This is a genomic window from Nocardia amamiensis (assembly GCF_015477605.1).
GTDB classification, from domain to species: Bacteria; Actinomycetota; Actinomycetes; order Mycobacteriales; family Mycobacteriaceae; genus Nocardia; species Nocardia amamiensis_A.
The window spans coordinates 1-16,764 of sequence record NZ_JADLQX010000032.1 but is presented as its reverse complement, the minus strand read 5'-3'; the positions used below and the strand labels follow the sequence as shown (position 1 = coordinate 16,764).

The following is a 16,764-nucleotide window of genomic DNA, read 5'->3' as shown; positions in this document are numbered from 1 at the left end:
ACGCGTTCCGGAAATGGTCATGCAGAATGTCTATAATTGGTAGCATTTCACGGCTGTACCCAGGTAACGACAGATCGAATCTGCTGAGGATGGGATGGCTCATGAAGCTCAGAAAAGTGGTTGCGACCACGCTGCTGACCATTGCCGCCACCGGCGTCACGGCGGCGACCGCGTACGGCCAGGCCGAAGTATCCGACCCCGCGATCAGCGGCGTGGACCACGGTGTCGCCTACACCGCGACGGTCGCGCCGGATCGGTCGAGTGCGACGGTCACGCTCGCTTCCGGCGCGTTCGCCTTGACGCCGGACGGTATTACGGTGCTGGCACCGGACGGCGAGGTGGTCGCGTCGGTGCCGACGACCCTGCAGACCGTGATGGGCCAGCACGTCCGGGTGTCGCCGGAAATCGACGCGTCCGCGACGACGCTGACGTTGACACCGGTCGGAGCCGCTATGCCGGCGCCGGGCGCGCCGCGGTTCATCGGTGACCCGCAGAGCACGCTGGGGGGCTTGGCGATCGGCTGCGCCATCGGTGCGGCGGTCGGTCTCATCTTCTTCATCGTCGGGGTCTTCCCGGGTTGCGTGGTCGGTGGCCTCATCGGTGCCGCCGCCGGCGCAAGCCGGCCGCTCTGAGCAAGAGTTTCCGCATCGGCCGCGCTCGGTATTCCGTTTGCCGAGCGCGGCCGATGGCCTGTCACGCGAATCGCGTTGGTCCCGGCGCTATCCCTGTCCCGCCGCGCGCTGAAATCGTGCCGCGGTTGCGACGAGATGCTCGGCGAGCGCCGGCGCGTCCAAGACTTCGAAGTCGACGTCGGCGAGGCCCAGGTACAACGTCAGCAGCTGCGGCGAATCCGAACCCACATGCACAACACAGTGCTGTGGACCGTCCGGCTCGACCTCCACCGCCGCGGGTAGGCGCGCCCGGATCGCCTGCGCAGGCGCGGCCATGCGCACACGGGCGCGATAGCGCCACGTAGCCGCGTCGACCCCGCGCTCTACCCGCTCGGCGATCTCCTGCTCGGGTACGGCGCGCGGGGTGAACCGGGGACCGTTCGGAATCTTCGGCGTGATCCGGTCGACGCGGAAGGTGCGCCAGTCGTCGCGCGCGACGTCCCAGGCGACCAGGTACCAGCGGCCTCGCAAGTGCACCATCCGGTGCGGTTCCACATCCCGCCGGGACGAGGCCCCCGAATGGGTTTCGTAGTCGAAGCGCAGTCGTTCGCTCGCCCGGATCGCGCCTGCGACCGCCGTGAGTACCGCCGCGTCCACAGTCGGCTCTCCGCGACCGGGCACATGCACGGTGGCCGATGTCAGCGTCTCGACCCGTTGCCGCAATCGTGCGGGCAGCACCTGCTGCAGCTTCGCCAGCGCCCGGACCGATGTCTCCTCGATGCCGGTGACCGCGCCATTGGCGGCGGTGACCAGCCCGACCGCCACCGCGACCGCTTCCTCGTCATCGAGCAGCAGCGGCGGCAGCGCCGACCCGGCTCCGAGCCGGTACCCGCCCGCAACGCCGGGCGTGGCGTGCACCGGGTACCCGAGGGTACGCAACCGCTCGATGTCGGTGCGCACCGTTCTGGTGGAGACGCCGAGCCGCTCGGCCAGCGCGGGCCCGGTCCAGTCGCGGCGCATCTGCAAGAGCGACAGCAGCCGCAACAGCCGCGCGGAGGTTTCCAGCATCCCTCGATCATGACAGCTATCGCGGCAGCATCCGTTCCGCGACAGGGCGCGAGCTAGCCGGTCTGTGTCATGCACGGCTCGACGGCGAAGTCGAGGCCGAAGTTGTTCAAGGTCACCGGCAGCGGCGCGTCCGGGTGCGGCCGCGGCGTGGAGCGCAGCCGGAAGTCCGCCGCCGTCAACAGGTGTGCGAGCAGCGTGCTGGTGACGAAGAGGACCAGGTTGCGGCCAGGGCAGTCGGCCGGGCCCGCGCTGAACGGCACGAGTTGCGGGTACTGTTCGGCGCGGCCGTCGAGCCAGATGTCCGGGACGAAGGCGTCGGCGAAGGGCAGCAGCTCGGCGTCCCGGTGGAAGGCAGCGACCGCGATCATCAGCGCGGCGCCCGCCGCGATGGTGAAACGTTCGTCGCCGTCCCGCCATTGCGTGTCGGCGGTGATGTCGCGCAGCAACATGGGCGTGGTCGGCCACAACCGCACCGACTCGAGTACGCAGGCACGTAGATAGGCGCGCACGTCGACGCGTTCGGGATCGATGGCATCGTCGAGCGCGCGAGCATTGTGTTCCGGATGGGTGCTGAGCACCGCCAGCGCACGGCTGAGCGCGATACCCGCGGCGTCGAAGGCGAACAGCCAGTGCGGAATCTGCCCGACGGGGTCGACGGCGCCGCCCGCGGGGACCGCGGCCAGCGCGCCGGCGAGACTGTCGGGTGAAGCGGACTCCACATGCCGGTAGAGGCGATTGGTGAACTGGTCACGCTGCCTGCGATGGGCCGGAGCCAGGAACGACCAATTGCCCGCCGAGCGCAATCGGGAGAGTTCGTCGGTGAGCACGGTGTCGTCGCGTCCCCGTTCGCCGAGCACGATTCGCCGGACGAGCCGCCACCACTGGATGGTGAAGTGCCGCGCGTCCATGTGTCCACGATGCAGTGCCGACACGATCATCTCCTGCGCCTCCTCCGCGATCGCCGCCGCGAAGGGCCCCGCGAGACGATGCAGCGGCTCCCCGCTGTCGAGTGCGGCCTCGTTCAACCCTCGTCGCTGGGCGCGGATCGGACCGTCGGACAGCAGGACGCCGTGCGGCTGGAACTGCCGCAGTGCGGCACGCTTCTCCCGATTGGCGGGGTGAAAGGGGGTCGGTGCGTCGGCGAGCACCCGGCCGACGTCGGCCGGGTCGAGAATCACCACGATCCGCCGTCCCGGCACCACCAGTTCGACCGGGCCTGCGCCGAATTCGCGGCGTAGCTGCCGCACGCGCTCGATCGCCCTGGCATCGGCGCCGGTGCGTTCCAGTAAGCCCAGCACCGGCCGTCGTCGGGCGATCACTCCGGACGCCACCGAGGCGAATCCGAGATCCGCCAATGCCGCCACCGCGGGCACCCCCACCAGTCGGTGTTCGCGGTTGTCTGCCATCCGGCCTCCTCCCGGCGTGCTCGAGTCGACACGATGCCGACGTCCGGTCAGGTACCCGAGAACGCGTGGCTGAAACCGCAGGCGTGCGTGTGCGGCGCCGATGCGGCGCCGTGAAGCTCAGCGCGGGGGCGGGGTGTCGTCGACCGCCAGTGCCTCCTCGACGGTGCCGAACACCCTGAGCAACTGGTCCAACGCGGTCAGCTCGATCGGCCTGCGCGCCGCGTCGCTGGGGACCACGCGCAACCCCCCGGAACCGGCGGCTTCCGAGGCGGCCACCAGCACGCTCAGGCCCGCGGAGCCCAGGAATCCGACGTTCGACATATCGACCACGACGGCGGGTGGCGTACCACGCAGCACTTCGTCCAGCGCCGCTTGCAGGAGCGGAGCCGACGCCATGTCGATTTCGCCGTGCACGGTGACGATCACCACGTCGTCCGCGGATCGCACCTGGACCTCCAGCGCCCGGGGCGCGCCTTCGGAATTCACCATCTACCTCCCGTGTCGGCGGCGTGTCCTCGGCAGTACGCCACGTCGACCTTCGCTGGGCTCGTGCCTCCAGCACACACCGGCACGGTGCCGAGCGAGCATTCCGCCGGTCAACTTACCGCATCGTGTCGTCCGGTAGTCCCGTTGCACGGTCACCGGATCGCCGCGATCAGCTGCCCGCGTTGGCGATTCGGTCGAGCCATTCCCGCATGAGGCCACGTTCGGGGTCGGTCAAGGCGTCGGTCTGCGGCAACACCGCGCGGAGCGTGACGGCGGCGGCGACGGGTCCGCGGGTCGCGGCGGCGGGGGCGTCCGTGGTGATCGCGGCGATGATCGCCTCGCGGGCGGTTCGGGACAGTTCCGGATCACGGGCGGCCTCGGGGGTGGCGATCAAGGTGAGTGTCGTCCCGGACCCGGCCGCGTGGATCAAGGCAGCGGCGCGATCCTCGGGCACACGTAGCCGGCCGGCGGCGGCGATGCGCCGGATGCGCTCGGCGAGCACCTCGAAGGCGGCGCGCGCGGCCGGTGCGGCTCCTTCCGGGCGGGGCCTGCTGTACATCAGCGCGTACAGCGCCGGGTTGGCCAGGCCGAGTCCGACGTGCAGATCCCATCCGGCGCGGAGATCATCCACCGGATCCACGGCGGGTTCGAGGGTGGACTTGCTGGCCAAGTAGGCGGTGAAGCCGTGGGTGACAACGGCGTCGAGCAGGCCCTGTTTGTCGCCGAACAGCCGATAGATGGTGGGCGGCTGGACTCCCGCCGCAGCGCTCACGGCGCGCGTCGAGACCGCGTCCGGTCCGCCTTCGCTCAGCAGCCGGGCCGCCGCCTCGACGATGCGCTCGCGGTGTGCCTCGGCGGATGCACCCTCACTGCCGTCCATGATTCCAATGATAACGAAAACTGTTATCGACGATTGTTTGCAGTGATACTGTCCAATTGTTATCACTGGAAACGCCAGGAGGTCGCCATGATCATCGTCACCGGAGCCAACGGGAAGCTCGGCAGGGCAGTCACCGAGCACCTGCTCGAGCGCGTCCCCGCAGCGCAGATCGGCGTCAGCGTGCGCGACCCGGAAAGGGCGCGCCATCTGGAAGAACGGGGTGTGCGGGTCCGCCGTGGCGATTTCGCCGACCCCACCGGCCTCGCGCACGCCTTCGAGGGCGCGTCGAAAATCCTCGTGGTGTCGACCGACAGCACGGGCGCAGCAGCGGTGCGCCATCACCGCGCGGCCATCGAGGCAGCGGTAGCCGTCGGGGCCGAGCGCGTCGTCTACACCAGCCACATGGGCGCGAATCGGTCTTCTCCATTCCCGCCGATGCCGGACCATGCCGTCACCGAGGCTGCGTTGCGGGACTGCGGCGTTGCCTTCACCGCGCTGCGCAACGGCTTCTACGCCGCGTCGGCGGCCATGCTGCTGGAAGCGGCCGTGCGTACCGGGGAGCTGATCGCGCCGGAGGACGGGCCGGTCGCGTGGACCGCGCACGCGGACCTCGCCGAAGTGGCGGCGCTTGCGCTCACCGAGGACGAGCTCGACGGCATGACTCCCGCGCTCACCGGCTCCGAGGCAATCGACATGACGGGCGTCGCGGCGATCGGCGCGCGGCTCACGGGGCGTCCGATCCGCCGGGTCGTCGTCACCGAGGCCGAGTATCGCGCGAGCCTGCTCGCCCGCGGCCTGCCGGAGTCGGCGGCCGACCTTTTCCTCGGCCTGTTCGCCGCGAGCCGGCTTGGTCATTTCGCGTCGACCGACGCCACTCTCGCGCGCTTGCTCGGCAGGCCGCCCGTGCCTTTGGCGGACACCCTGCAGGCGACGCTCACACCCCTTCGGTGACGTCGAGCCGGATAGGGGTCACTTGTTCACGGCCGTGCGGCGTTCGCGGCTATTGGGGTGCCGCATGGTCGAGGGAGGCGTGGCGTGGCCAGGGACGTATCTCTTCCAGTTGCGCGGCGACGCCGAGAAGCGTGGATTCGCCGCCCGGTGCCGCGGCGAGCTGGATGCCGATGGGTAGTCCATCGTCCGAGTGGCCGGCGGGGATGGACATCGCCGGATAGCGGACGGTATTGAACGGCGGTGTGAAGGGAATGAATCGCGGCACGTGGAGCACGGTTTGCACAAGCCCTTGTCCGGCGAAGGCGCCGATCGGGACCGGAGGAGTCGCCAGGGTGGGGGTCAGCAGGAGATCGTATTCGGTGAACCAGGCCGCGAATCGTGCGGACTGCCGGGGCGGAGGAGCGTCGGGGACACGGCGCAGTCGGGTGATCAGCCGTCCGGTGCGCGCCACCTTGCGGGTGAGCGGTTCGAGTAGCTCCCAGCTCAGATCGGTGGTGTCTTCGGCGACACCGGCGAAGTAGCGTGCGAGGAATCCGAGGGTGTCCTGCGGACGCCAGGGCGGCGGTGCTTCGGTGACGGTGTGGCCCGCTGCGCGCAGCGCTTCCGCCGCGGCGTGCAGCACGGTGCGGACCGGGGGCGCCACGGACGCTCCGAGGACCGGTGGCTGCACGGTCATGCCGATTCGCAGCGGATACGTTGGTGGTGCGGGGTCCCGGTATTCGTCGACGGCGGCGAGTACGTCGAGTAGCAGCGCGGCGTCGGCGACGGTGGTGGCGAGTGGTCCGAAGGTGGAGATCCCAAGCCAGTTCGTGCCCAGTTCCGGGGGACGTGGGACTACGTCGTCGCCGGGTTTCAGGCCGATCAGTCCACAGCAGGACGACGGTATCCGGATCGACCCTCCGCCATCGGAACCGATTGCGAGCGCGGCCATTCCGCTACTGACGGCTGCGGCGCCGCCGCCGGTCGACCCACCTGGAGTGTGCTCGAGCTGCCACGGGTTGCGGGTGCTGCCGTGCGCGGCGCTTTCGGTGACCGGCCACTGGCACAGTTCCGGCACGTTGGTCTTGCCGATCAGGAGGGCCCCGGCCGCGCGTAGCCGGCGAACCAGTTCACTGTCGGCTTCGGCCGGGGTCTGGCGCGTCGCGCGGGATCCGTTGCCGGTCACGCATCCGGCGAGGTCGAGATTATCCTTGACCGCGACCGGAACCCCGGCCAATGGGAGATCCCGGAAGTCGTCGCGGGTGGCCAAGGCGCGGGCTTCCGCGCGGACCTCATCGACCCGGACGATACGGAAAGCGTTGATCCGGTGGTCGATTGCCGCGATCCGGGACAGATGCGCGTCGACCACCTCGAGCGGGGACACGCCGCCGATCCGGACCGCGGAAGCTATCTCGATCGCCGACGCGCCAGCCCATCCCATCGCACTCTCCTCGATCCATCCGCACCGGTGACCGGCGCCGCCACCGAATGGCGGCTCCCCCGATTACATCGCGGTCCACGGTAATGGTCGACCGAAAACGGCGACAACGACCACACGCGCCCTTCCCGCGGCCGGGAACGGGCGCGGGGGCCGTTTTACACATGAATTCGCGGCGGAAGCCCGAGCATTGGCAAGTGATTCTCGTTCGCCACGAGTCCGACGATCAGCAGGCCGAGTGGCTGTAGACCGCCTTCATCGCCGCGACCGCAGGATCCGCCACACGAGTATCGCGACGCCTGCCGCGATAAGGACGGCTGATACCGGCGGCGGGCGCAACTTTCCGGCAGCGTGCCTGCCGCGCGCGAGCCGCGGTGCGGGCGTCGCTGCCGCAATCCGGTGGGCGAGATCCGCGGCGCTTGTCTTGGCTTGCTCGGCTTTGTCCGAGACCGCGTGCGCAGCTTCGGACACCGCGTGCTGTGTCGACTCGACGGCCTCGCGCGCCTTTCCCTTGCTCCACGGGGCGTCGTCGAGCTTGTGACCGAGTTCTTCGACCGCCTTGTCGAGTTCCTTCCGGGCGGTGTCGCGGGCATGTCGCAGCGCCGCGGCGCCATCGCCGTGCGCCCCGGTGGGCGATCGGCTGCCGCTCATCCTCTCTCATCTCCTATCCCTGATCACCAGTGCCCCGAGCGCCGCAGCGGCAACTACCGGCAACACTGCAGTAGCCAGCCGACGGCGGTCCCGCCCCCGGCTGAACTGGTTGTCTTTCTGTCGCATCTCCATTCGGGCGAGCCGGAGTTCGTCGCATGCGACCCCTCTGCCGCACGGGCGGTCTCAATCGCGGCCGAGCGCCTTCTCCAGCTGACCCTTGGTCATCGTGGAGCGGCCCTTGATATTGCGTTTCTTCGCCTCGTTGTACAGCTGGTCCCTGGTCGGGCCCTTGGGCCCGCTGCGCCCGGAACGCTGACCGCCGCGCTGCTGCGGGGACTTGTCGCGGGTCGAAGTCCGGCTCGCGGTCTTGGTCTTCCCTTCCTGCGCCCGGTTCTTGTTCACCGTGCGTGCGGCGATCTCCTTCGCGCGCTTCGTGCCCGCGCCCCGGCCCTTCGCCGAGTCCTTGACGTGCTCGTACTGTCGCTCTTCCTTCGCCGTCCATTCTTTGGGCATGTCACACCTCCTGCATGGCGACTACCCGGGTGCAGGTATTCCAATCGGACGTATCGGCGCCTGCGTTTCCGACGCTGTGGCGGTGGCGGCCCGAAGCTTCCCTGCGACACGAGATGCGGAGCCGGACGACCCGCGGGTCCACGATGACGCAGTACCGCCCGGCGAAAGCGTTGGGCCGCAGCCGTGCTCGCGCTAGCCGACGTAATCGCCGAGCAGCGGCACCGCCTCGACCGGATGCCGCGCCCGCACACCCTTGCCGACGGTGTCGAAGTGCCAGACACCGTCGGTGCGCCGGACTCTGCCCAGCACCAAGCCGGTGTGGTCGCCGCCGCCGGTCAGGTCGTAGCGGGCGATCTGCGTACCGGCCACGCTGTCGATCACCCGGCAGTAGGCATTGTCGATCTGCTCGAAGGTCTGTCCGGTGTAGCAGGTGACGAGGAAAAGCACTGTCGTGATCTCGGAGGGAATCCGGGTGAGGTCGACGGTGATGACCTCGTCGTCGCCGTCGCCCTCACCGGTGATGCTGTCGCCGTGCAGCCGTACCGAGCCGTCGGTGGAGCTGATTCGCTCGTGATAGACGACGTCGACGAGCCGGTCCGCGGCGAACAGCAGCGCGGCGGCGTTGAGATCGATGTCCTTCCGTCGGTTGAACCAGCGCGAGGGCGTGGCCGGGTCCCAGCCGAGCGCCATGGTGACGTGGTCGAGCCGGGTGTCGCGCTCGTCGCGCGGCCTCGTGGACATCAGTGTTCCCCTCTGCATCGGCGACCGGGTCGCAGGGATCTTCGTGAGCCGGCGTAGGAGCGGACGTACGGGCCGCTGAAGCCCGCGACGCTCACCTGCACGCCGGACAGTGACGCATGATCGGCGCAGCAGCCTACCTGAAATAGCGCGAATATCGGGAGGAATCCAATCCACAAGGCGGTGCGCCGCGAAGTGAAGGCATGCGGGTTGGCATACAGCAGGAGAGCCGACGCCATGGCGGGAGACGCCGCGCCCGCGGTTCGTCGTCACCGGCGCACCGGGTTCGCGAGGTAGCCGCAAAGGTGCGACCGGCAAGTTCGGTCGGCGCGAAGGACTACGGTGCGCCCGCCCGGTCCGTGCGGAGCATCGGTCATTGGACCGCCGAATCGGCTTCGCGGCCGACGCAGGTTCGACCGGCGGCCGCGGATGTTCTTCTCCGGGGCCGGATGCTCGGCCGGCATCCGGTTCGCGCCGTCGGTACGGTTGCCGTCGCGTCGCACGCCCGGGCGCGTATCCGGTCCGCGGTCGAACAACGCCGGGTCGATCTGTCCGTAGGTGGCTGGTCATGACCGAGACCGCGCAGTCTCACACTGACCTGCTCGACCTGGCCTACCCGTACGCGATGGACGCGGTAGCCGAGATCGAGCGCCGGCATATCGAAAACCGGGTGGCGAAGACCGAGTCCGAGACCGCTGCGGCATTCGCCGCCACAGTGCACCGGGTGCGCGAGACATTGGCGGCACTGAGTGCCGCCGACGCGGTGAATCCGCCGCCGACGCTGGAGTCGAAGATCCTCCGAGCGATCGACGATTCGCGCCGGAACACGCGATCCGGGCGGCACGGTGCCCGATCGGTGTCCAGCGGCCTGCCTCGGGCGGCTCGGCTGGCCGTCGCCGTCGCCGTGATCATCGGTGCCGGTGCGGGAGCCGTGGTGGTCGCCGAGCGGATGGCCGGACATCGTCCCGCGCCGGTCACGGCCGAACAGGTTCTGCGGCAACCGGATTCGCGGTCTCGCGTGGTCGGGCTCACGGTCGGGGGCAGCCTCACGGTGAGCACGTCGGACCGGCTCCATGCCGTCGCGGTGACATTCGACGCGGTGCCCGCGCCGCCTCCCGGACGGGCCTATCAGCTGTGGGTGATGTCGTCCGCGGGTGCGGTGCGCTCGGTGGGTGTGCTGACCACGGTGCCGCAGGTGGGGGTCTCGGCCCGGTTCGATCCGGCAGACGTCTGCATTGTCACGATCGAACCCGCGAGCGGGTCGCCGCGCCCCACGTCACCGCACCTCGCGGCGGTCGCTCTCAGCTGAGCAGCACACCGATCCGTACCGGGTCGCATTCCCGCGCACGACCCGCACTCATGGCTGGTAACACCCTTCGAGGGTCGCGCGAGCCACCTCTTCGACGACGTCGTCGACGTCACCGCGCTCCCGCAACGCTGTCAGTTGCCGGAGCGCACCGTTGCCGCGGACGAGCAGGCGGGCGAATGCCTCGTCGACGAACTCGCGGTCGCCCGCCTCCTCGAGCGCGGGGGCCGCGTAGTCGATCAGGCGGCGCAGCAGCGTGCGGACGGGTGCCACCTCGCCGTCGTGCGGGTCGACACCGTCTCCGACCAGTCCCGAACGCGCCGCCTTCCAGTACGCCGCTCGCAGCATCTCGGCGGGCACCGCGGGCGCGGCATGACCGTCGGCCAGGGACTTGCGCGCCATGACGACGATCGCGCGCACCAGCGCGGCCAACAGCGCGGACTCCTCGACGGTGGCGGGTATGTCGCTCACCCGGATCTCGACGGTGGGGAAGGAGACCGACGGGCGGACATCCCAGTAGACCATCTGCTTGTCCAGGATGCTGCCGCTGTTGAGCATCATCGCGACCATGGCCTCGTAGTCGCGCGCGGACTCGAAGTACGGCGGCGGTCCGGCGCTGGGCCAGCGTCGCCACAGGATGCTGCGCCAGCTGGCGAATCCGGTCTCGGTGCCGCGGTAGATCGCCGAGTTCGCCGTCATCGCCAGCAGTTGCGGCAACCACGGCCGCAGATAATTGCTCACCTGGATCGCGGTCTCGCAATCGGGGATGCCGATGTGCACGTGGCACCCCGACAGTCCCTGCTCGTGCGCGAGCAGGCCGAAGTTCTCCTCGATGCGCTGATAGCGCGGTGTCTGCGTGACCGGGAATTCGTGCGGCACGGTCGGCGGAATGCCCACCGCCAGCAAGCGCGCGTCGTTCTGCTCGGCGCACGAGGAGATACCGCGCCGTAGCTCCCGGAGCTGCCGGTGCAGCTCGGCGATATCGGTGTGGACCGCGGTGCTGGCCTCCACCTGGCAACGAGTCAGCTCGAGTTGCAGGTCGATGCCGATGTCCTCGGCCGTGCGCGCCACCTCGACGTTGCGTGCCAGCGGCGCACCGGTACGCGGATCGACCAGCAAGAACTCCTCTTCCACACCGACGGTCGCGCGGCCATCGTCCATGTAGATGGCATACCCCGGGTCAGGCCGCCTAGTCGGTGGATCGGCGCGAAGTTGCCCCGCGATCGCTCGCCGCGACCGGCTCGACATCGGTTTGAACGGCGTCCAGCCGGAAACTGCCGATGGCAGGGGGCTGCACCAATATCAGGGAGATATCGCATGTTTCGGATCGCTCTACGTCTCGTCGTGACGGCCGGCTCCGCCGTGGCGGTCGCCGGGACCGGTGCCGGGCTCGCCGCCGCGGGACCAACGCTGTCGGCGGACACCCAGGAAGAAGGCACCATCGCCGTGAACAGCCAACCGGCGTCGGAGAGCTGGACCTGCGCGCTGGTCGGCTCGGGCGAACAGGCCGGTTTGCGGGCCGATGTCGCGCGCAACGGGGAGAGCCGCGGCGGTTTCGCGGCGGGCAGTACTGTCACCGCCGCCTGCGTCGGACCGCAGTGGCCGATGGTTGCGCTGACCACCGGAGTCACCTCGCTCGATGACGAGGACTGACATCTCCGGCCGCGTATCGCGCCCGCCTCCCACGGCCGGTGCTGCGGAAACCTCTCGCCGCGGCGGGGCTCGATAGTCTCGTTCGCATGCGGATCGTCGTCCTCGGCTCGGGCATTTCGGGTCTTTCCACCGCGGCGGAACTGCTCCGAGGCCGGCATGAGGTGATCATCGTCAGCGCCACGCCGATCACCGCGACCACTTCCTTTCTGGCCGCCGCGGTGTGGTTTCCCACCGCGGCTGGCCCGGCCGACCGGGTCCGGGCATGGAGCGACACCACTTTCGAACACTTGGCCGCGCTGGCCGCCGCGGGCGCGCCCGGCGTGCGGATGTGCGAGTCGACGGCGCTCTATCGGGACGAACCCGCGGTTCCGGCCTGGTCGCGGTCGGTGCGCTCGTTCCGGGCCGCCGGCCCGGGCGAACTGCCACCCGGATACGGCTTCGGCTTCCGTTTCGCGGTCCCCTTGGTGGAGATGCCGACCTACCTGCCGTTTCTGAGCGCTCAGGTGGACGCGGCAGGCGCACGACGCGTGCGGCGCACCGTCCACCGGCTCGCCGACCTCGCCGACCTGTCGCCTGACGTCGTGGTCAACTGCGCGGGTCTGCGCGCCGCCGAACTCGTCGGCGACCCGGATGCGTACCCTATCCGCGGCCAGATCGTGCGGGTGACGAACCCGGGGCTTTCGGTGTCGATCCGGGACGAGGCCCATCCACTCGGACGCGCCTACGTCCATCCCCGGGCGGCCGACTGCGTTCTCGGCGGTTCGCTGGAACCAGGGGAGTGGGAGACCGCGCCCGACCCCGAGCTCACCCGATCGATCCTGCGGCGTTGCCGCGACCTGGCCCCCGCGCTCGCCGAGAGCCAGGTGTTGGAAACCCTGGTCGGACTTCGGCCTGGCCGCGCCGAAGTCCGCCTCGAACTCGACACCGTCGCGCTGCCGGGCATACCCGTTGTCCACAACTACGGCCACGGCGGCTCCGGCATCACCATCGGATACGGCTGCGCACTGGAGAGCGCGGCTCTGGTCGCCGCACTGTGATCGGTGTTGCTCAGCAGTTCCGACTCGGGCCGAGTCGAGACGAGAGAAAGTCAGTTGGCGTAGCTGCGCGCCACCACCGAATTCAGCGCTTCCAGGAATTCGCTGATCATGCTGGGCTCCAGCCGGTCACGCCGGGCTCGCCGTTCCGGCGACTCGGTCGCGGGCACGGCGAGGCCCGCGTCGACACCGTCGCGCAGGACGGCGTGCACCGCTTCGATCGGGATACCGGCCTGAGCGCATCGGCTGGCGGCGTGCTCGAACCTGCCGAGTGCGAGGCTGCCCGCGGCCTCGGCGGCGTCGACCAGGACGAGGGCCAGTTCCAAACCCATCTTGATCAGCGCGTCGGGACCGCGATCGAAGCGCGCAGGCGCCCCGGCGGTATGCCGATCTTCTCTGTGCGGGCCGGTGGTCATGGCCCTCCCTCCGCGCGACGACCCTGCCGGCACCGACGTTACGGCGGGGATCGGGAGATTTCGACCGCGCGAATGTGTGTTGTGAGCCTTCACAAGCGCGGGCGGCTCGATTTCGGGCGGTATCCCCAACCCGGGGCGCGCCTCTCGGAAGGCCGAACCGGTCAAGTTACCGTGGGGTACTTTCCGCGATCGGGGAGGGAAGGAGTCACAATGTCCATCACCGATTCGGCAGGTCCGGATTTGACGCTCTCGGGCCGCCCGGCCAGTTCTTCGCTGCGGGATGTGCGGAATCTGTCGCGCAAAATGGTCGGCCACTTCATCGAGACCGTCGCGCACTGCCGGACGCTACCCGGCGAGGCGCTCAACGGCGACATCACCAACATCACCCGCCTGTGCCTGGAACTGGCGGTCAGCATGCTCGACGGCGGCGACATCCCCGAGAAGACGCTGCTGCTGCGGACCGCTGCGGCCGGCTGGGCGCGCGAGGGCATCCCGATCGACACCATCCATCACGCGGTGCACGAGGGATTCAAGCTCGGCTTCGACCTGATCGTCGCCAACGCGACCGCCGCGGATTTCGACAGCCTCAAGGACATCAGCCGTCGCCTGCTGGAAATCCTGGACACCATCACCTCGACCGTCTCGCGCGCCTACGTCACCGAGCTGCGTGCCGTGGTCGGCGAACACCACACTGCCGCTCATACGCTCGCCTCCGCGTTGCTCGGCGGGCACCCAACCTTCACCATGGCACGCGAATGCGGCATTCCGATCGCCGATTCGTATGCCGTTCTCGCCGTTGCCATCCCGGCACATCCCGAGGAGAGAAATCCGCGACTCGACGGCGCGGTGGTGGCGCGGCGGAAGCTGCGCCGCGTGCAATCGGAGCTCGCCACCCGCTGCGGCGACACGGTGCTGTCGCTGCTGAGCGTCGACGGCGGCACGATCCTCCTGCCGTCCGCGTCACCGGAGGACAAAGCCCTCGACGAGCTGGTGGAGTGCCTCGGCGGTGCCGCGCAGGTCCCGGTTGTCGCGACGGTGATCGCCGCGACGCCGGTCGAGGTGCCCACGGCCGCCGATCGCGCGCACGAACTGCTCGACATGGTGCAGCGGCTGCGCTGGACGCGCGGGCTGTTCCGCTTCGACGATCTGGCGCTGGAGTACCAGCTCACCCGTCCCGGCCCCGGACTGGAAACGCTGCGGACACTTCTCGATCCGCTCGACGAGCACCCCGAACTCCTCGAGACGCTGAAGCGCCATATCGGCACCAACCTGAACCGCCAGCGCACCGCACGGTCGTTGCACATCCACACCAACACCGTCGACTACCGGCTCAAACGCATCGGCCAGCTCACCGGTTTCGACCCCGCCCAAGCCTCCGGGGTGTGGTATCTGCGCGCGGCGCTCGTCGCGCGCAGCTATCGCGATTCCGAAGCCGAGCCGCCTGCCGTCGGTGCCCGCCCTGGACAGGCGGGCGTCTCGTCGTAGACCTACGTCGCGGTTTCTCTACCGATGGTCCGCCTGGAGCAGTGCGTGGACGGAATCCGGTGTCCAGCGGCGATCGGCACCTGGCCGGGTCGCGAGGTAACCCGCGGTTGTCCGAATGGACCAGCCGTGGGAGGCGCGCAGGCCCGCCGCCAGGTACCGCAAGTAGGCGGCTGCGGGCGGGTTGCCGGGAACATCGCGATAGCGCCAGGGGGCGGTAAAAGTCAGCACGGGGTGACGGTCGTAGGTGCCCGCGCAGACCAGCGTCTCGTACCGGCCGGGACCGAGAGTGGTGGTGCCCCGAGCGATCACGTCGCTGAAGTCGAGGTCCATGCCGGGAGCGCGGTACATCTCCTGAGCCACGATGTCGGAGAACTGGGTGGCGGTCAGCAGGTGGGCGTGCACGGCGATCTCGCCGGGGCAGCCCGGGTCGTAGAAAGCGCGGCCGCCGGTCCAGGTCAGCGATTCGGTGGCGAAATACAGCAGGCCGGGGAGCAGCAGGGGAATCGAGCGCAGCGGATCGGCGTGGTCGCGGCAGCCGGGCAGGGTGAGTGCTCCGCCATCGGGACTGCCGCCGCGCAGATAGGTGCGCAGCCTGATCAGGCTCATGTTCGAGCCGTAGGCGGCGTACCAGACCAGATCCGGATACCGGGCGCGCCGATCGGCGTGCCCGGCCGCATCTGCTGCCGCGGGTGCGGCGATGTCCGTGTGCCACGCCGTCATGACACCCATTCTGGGCGCTTCCCGACACCGTGCACACCGGCGATCGCCCCGAGCTCGTCGGTGCGGTCTCGGATGTTGTGCCGCCGGGTAGGTGGTGGCGCGCAGAGTTCGGCGCTCACGCTGGTTCCTCGACTGGAGACACCATCAGCCGCTTCCCGATGATGCTCTCGCGAGGCGCGGTGAGCAGGTCCGCGAGAGCGAAGAAGGCCTTCGCCGCTGCCGAGCCGGGCTCGGCCAGCACCATCGGAGTCCCGCGATCACCCGTAGCGCACACATCGGGGTCGAACGGGATTCTGCCGAGCACTGGGCAGTCGGTTCCGAGGATCTCGGTGAGTCCACGGCTGACCATGGCCCCACCGCCGGAGCCGAACAGGGAGATGCGCGCCCCGCTGGGAGCCTGGTACCAGGACATGTTCTCGATAACGCCGATCACGCGCTGTCCGGTCTTGGCGGCGACCGCGCCCGCCCGCTCGGCGATGCGCGCCGCGGTCTGCTGCGGCGTGGTGACGACGAGCAGTTCCGCGGTCGGCAACAACTGGGCCAGGGAGATCGCGATGTCACCGGTGCCGGGCGGCAGGTCGACCAGTAGCACGTCGAGCTCGCCCCAGTAGACGTCCGCGAGAAACTGCCGCAACGCCCGATGCAGCATCGGTCCACGCCAGACGACGGGTTCGTTCCCGGCCAGGAACATGCCGACCGACATCAGCCGCACGCCCAACGCGGTTGGCGGCATCATCATGCGGTCCACCTGCGTCGGGCCGGAGGTGCAGCCCAGCATGGCGGGGATCGAATGGCCGTGGATGTCCGCGTCGAGAATGCCGATCCGCAGACCGCGCTGGGCCATCGCGACCGCCAGATTGACTGTCACACTGGACTTCCCGACTCCCCCCTTGCCGGAGGCGACGCAGAGCACCCTGGTACGCGAGCCGGGTTCGGCGAAGGGGATCTCGTCGTCGCCGCGGATCTGCTTGCCCAACGCCGCGCGCTGCTCGCCGGACATGACCCCGAACTCCACGGTGACCGAGGCGATGTCCGGCAGGGCGAGCACGGCCGCGCGGACGTCTTGCAGAATTCTGTCCCGCATGGGGCAGGTGGACACCGTGAGCAGTATCTCGACGGTCACCTGCCGCGCCTCGTCGATGGCGATGCCGGAGACCATGTTCAGTTCGGTGATCGGACGGTGGATCTCCGGGTCTTCGACTCGGGCGAGTGCGGTACGGATCCGTTCCATTGTCGCGGACGTATTCGTCATGGGTAGACCAACTTTCGTAGCCGGGCCGGAGTCGCGTCAGTGCAGGCTCACGCGCAGCATGTCTTCGCGTTCGACGACCTTGACGCGCTCGCGGCCTTCGGGTTCGCCGAGGGAGCGTTCGTGGGCGTCGAGGCGGTACCAACCGGCCCAGGTGGTGAAGGGGATGCCTTTGCCTTC

The 16,764-nt window shown here is 69.3% G+C and carries 18 protein-coding genes; 6 read left to right on the top strand and 12 right to left on the bottom strand.

The window, feature by feature from the left end; translation table 11 throughout:
* Positions 1–101: 101 nt before the first annotated feature.
* Positions 102–632 carry a hypothetical protein gene (locus tag IU459_RS30270; protein ID WP_195133013.1) on the top strand — a complete coding sequence of 177 codons (531 nt, stop codon included), beginning with the start codon at positions 102–104 and terminating at the stop codon, positions 630–632.
* Positions 633–719: 87 nt separating this feature from the next.
* Here IU459_RS30270 and IU459_RS30265 read toward each other — a convergent pair whose 3' ends face one another.
* From IU459_RS30265 to IU459_RS30250, 4 genes are all read right to left on the bottom strand, one after another.
* A complete protein-coding gene (locus IU459_RS30265; protein WP_195133012.1) occupies positions 720–1,679 on the bottom strand; it encodes a helix-turn-helix transcriptional regulator in 960 nt (319 codons plus the stop codon).
* A gap of 53 nt (positions 1,680–1,732) precedes the next feature.
* The gene (locus IU459_RS30260) at positions 1,733–3,085 is read right to left on the bottom strand and encodes a cytochrome P450 (RefSeq protein ID WP_195133011.1); all 1,353 of its coding nucleotides are present in this window, start codon (positions 3,083–3,085) and stop codon (positions 1,733–1,735) included.
* Positions 3,086–3,202: 117 nt separating this feature from the next.
* Entirely contained in the window at positions 3,203–3,574 is a 372-nt protein-coding gene (locus tag IU459_RS30255; RefSeq protein WP_228838738.1) for an STAS domain-containing protein, read from the bottom strand.
* Positions 3,575–3,740: 166 nt separating this feature from the next.
* Positions 3,741–4,451 (bottom strand): TetR/AcrR family transcriptional regulator, encoded by a 711-nt coding sequence (locus tag IU459_RS30250; protein ID WP_195133010.1) that lies wholly within the window; start codon positions 4,449–4,451, stop codon positions 3,741–3,743.
* 87 nt (positions 4,452–4,538) lie between these two features.
* Here IU459_RS30250 and IU459_RS30245 point away from each other — a divergent pair, with 87 nt between their 5' ends.
* Positions 4,539–5,402: an NAD(P)H-binding protein gene (locus tag IU459_RS30245; protein ID WP_195133009.1), complete on the top strand. Its 864-nt coding sequence runs from the start codon at positions 4,539–4,541 to the stop codon at positions 5,400–5,402.
* Positions 5,403–5,451: 49 nt separating this feature from the next.
* On the opposite strand, the gene IU459_RS30240 is transcribed toward IU459_RS30245, so the two are convergent.
* The 4 genes from IU459_RS30240 to IU459_RS30225 form a co-directional block, all read right to left on the bottom strand.
* Positions 5,452–6,822 carry an amidase gene (locus tag IU459_RS30240; protein ID WP_195133008.1) on the bottom strand — a complete coding sequence of 457 codons (1,371 nt, stop codon included), beginning with the start codon at positions 6,820–6,822 and terminating at the stop codon, positions 5,452–5,454.
* 252 nt (positions 6,823–7,074) lie between these two features.
* Positions 7,075–7,470: a hypothetical protein gene (locus IU459_RS30235; protein ID WP_195133007.1), complete on the bottom strand. Its 396-nt coding sequence runs from the start codon at positions 7,468–7,470 to the stop codon at positions 7,075–7,077.
* Positions 7,471–7,653: 183 nt separating this feature from the next.
* Complete coding sequence (locus IU459_RS30230) at positions 7,654–7,983, bottom strand: plasmid stabilization protein (RefSeq protein ID WP_195133006.1); 330 nt, start codon at positions 7,981–7,983, stop codon at positions 7,654–7,656.
* 192 nt (positions 7,984–8,175) lie between these two features.
* Complete coding sequence (locus IU459_RS30225) at positions 8,176–8,724, bottom strand: TerD family protein (protein WP_195133005.1); 549 nt, start codon at positions 8,722–8,724, stop codon at positions 8,176–8,178.
* Between the two features lie 565 nt (positions 8,725–9,289).
* On the opposite strand from IU459_RS30225, the gene IU459_RS30220 reads away from it, so the two are divergent.
* A complete protein-coding gene (locus tag IU459_RS30220; protein ID WP_195133004.1) occupies positions 9,290–10,030 on the top strand; it encodes an anti-sigma factor in 741 nt (246 codons plus the stop codon).
* A 48-nt stretch (positions 10,031–10,078) separates the two neighbouring features.
* Here IU459_RS30220 and IU459_RS30215 read toward each other — a convergent pair whose 3' ends face one another.
* Positions 10,079–11,188, bottom strand: coding sequence for a carboxylate-amine ligase (locus IU459_RS30215; RefSeq protein WP_195133003.1), 1,110 nt, complete (start codon positions 11,186–11,188; stop codon positions 10,079–10,081).
* A 156-nt stretch (positions 11,189–11,344) separates the two neighbouring features.
* On the opposite strand from IU459_RS30215, the gene IU459_RS30210 reads away from it, so the two are divergent.
* Together IU459_RS30210 and IU459_RS30205 are read left to right on the top strand one after the other, a co-directional pair.
* The gene (locus IU459_RS30210; RefSeq protein WP_195133002.1) at positions 11,345–11,680 is read left to right on the top strand and encodes a hypothetical protein; all 336 of its coding nucleotides are present in this window, start codon (positions 11,345–11,347) and stop codon (positions 11,678–11,680) included.
* Between the two features lie 86 nt (positions 11,681–11,766).
* On the top strand, positions 11,767–12,717 hold the full coding sequence (locus tag IU459_RS30205) for an FAD-dependent oxidoreductase (protein ID WP_195133001.1): 951 nt from the start codon (positions 11,767–11,769) through the stop codon (positions 12,715–12,717).
* A gap of 50 nt (positions 12,718–12,767) precedes the next feature.
* On the opposite strand, the gene IU459_RS30200 is transcribed toward IU459_RS30205, so the two are convergent.
* Positions 12,768–13,130, bottom strand: coding sequence for a hypothetical protein (locus IU459_RS30200; protein ID WP_195133000.1), 363 nt, complete (start codon positions 13,128–13,130; stop codon positions 12,768–12,770).
* Between the two features lie 210 nt (positions 13,131–13,340).
* On the opposite strand from IU459_RS30200, the gene IU459_RS30195 reads away from it, so the two are divergent.
* Positions 13,341–14,615: a PucR family transcriptional regulator gene (locus IU459_RS30195; RefSeq protein ID WP_195132999.1), complete on the top strand. Its 1,275-nt coding sequence runs from the start codon at positions 13,341–13,343 to the stop codon at positions 14,613–14,615.
* Positions 14,616–14,633: 18 nt separating this feature from the next.
* Here the strand turns inward: IU459_RS30195 and IU459_RS30190 are convergent, their stop codons facing one another.
* Positions 14,634–15,335, bottom strand: coding sequence for a histone deacetylase (locus IU459_RS30190; protein WP_228838737.1), 702 nt, complete (start codon positions 15,333–15,335; stop codon positions 14,634–14,636).
* A 115-nt stretch (positions 15,336–15,450) separates the two neighbouring features.
* Positions 15,451–16,587, bottom strand: coding sequence for an Mrp/NBP35 family ATP-binding protein (locus tag IU459_RS30185; protein ID WP_195132998.1), 1,137 nt, complete (start codon positions 16,585–16,587; stop codon positions 15,451–15,453).
* Positions 16,588–16,764 lie beyond the last annotated feature (177 nt).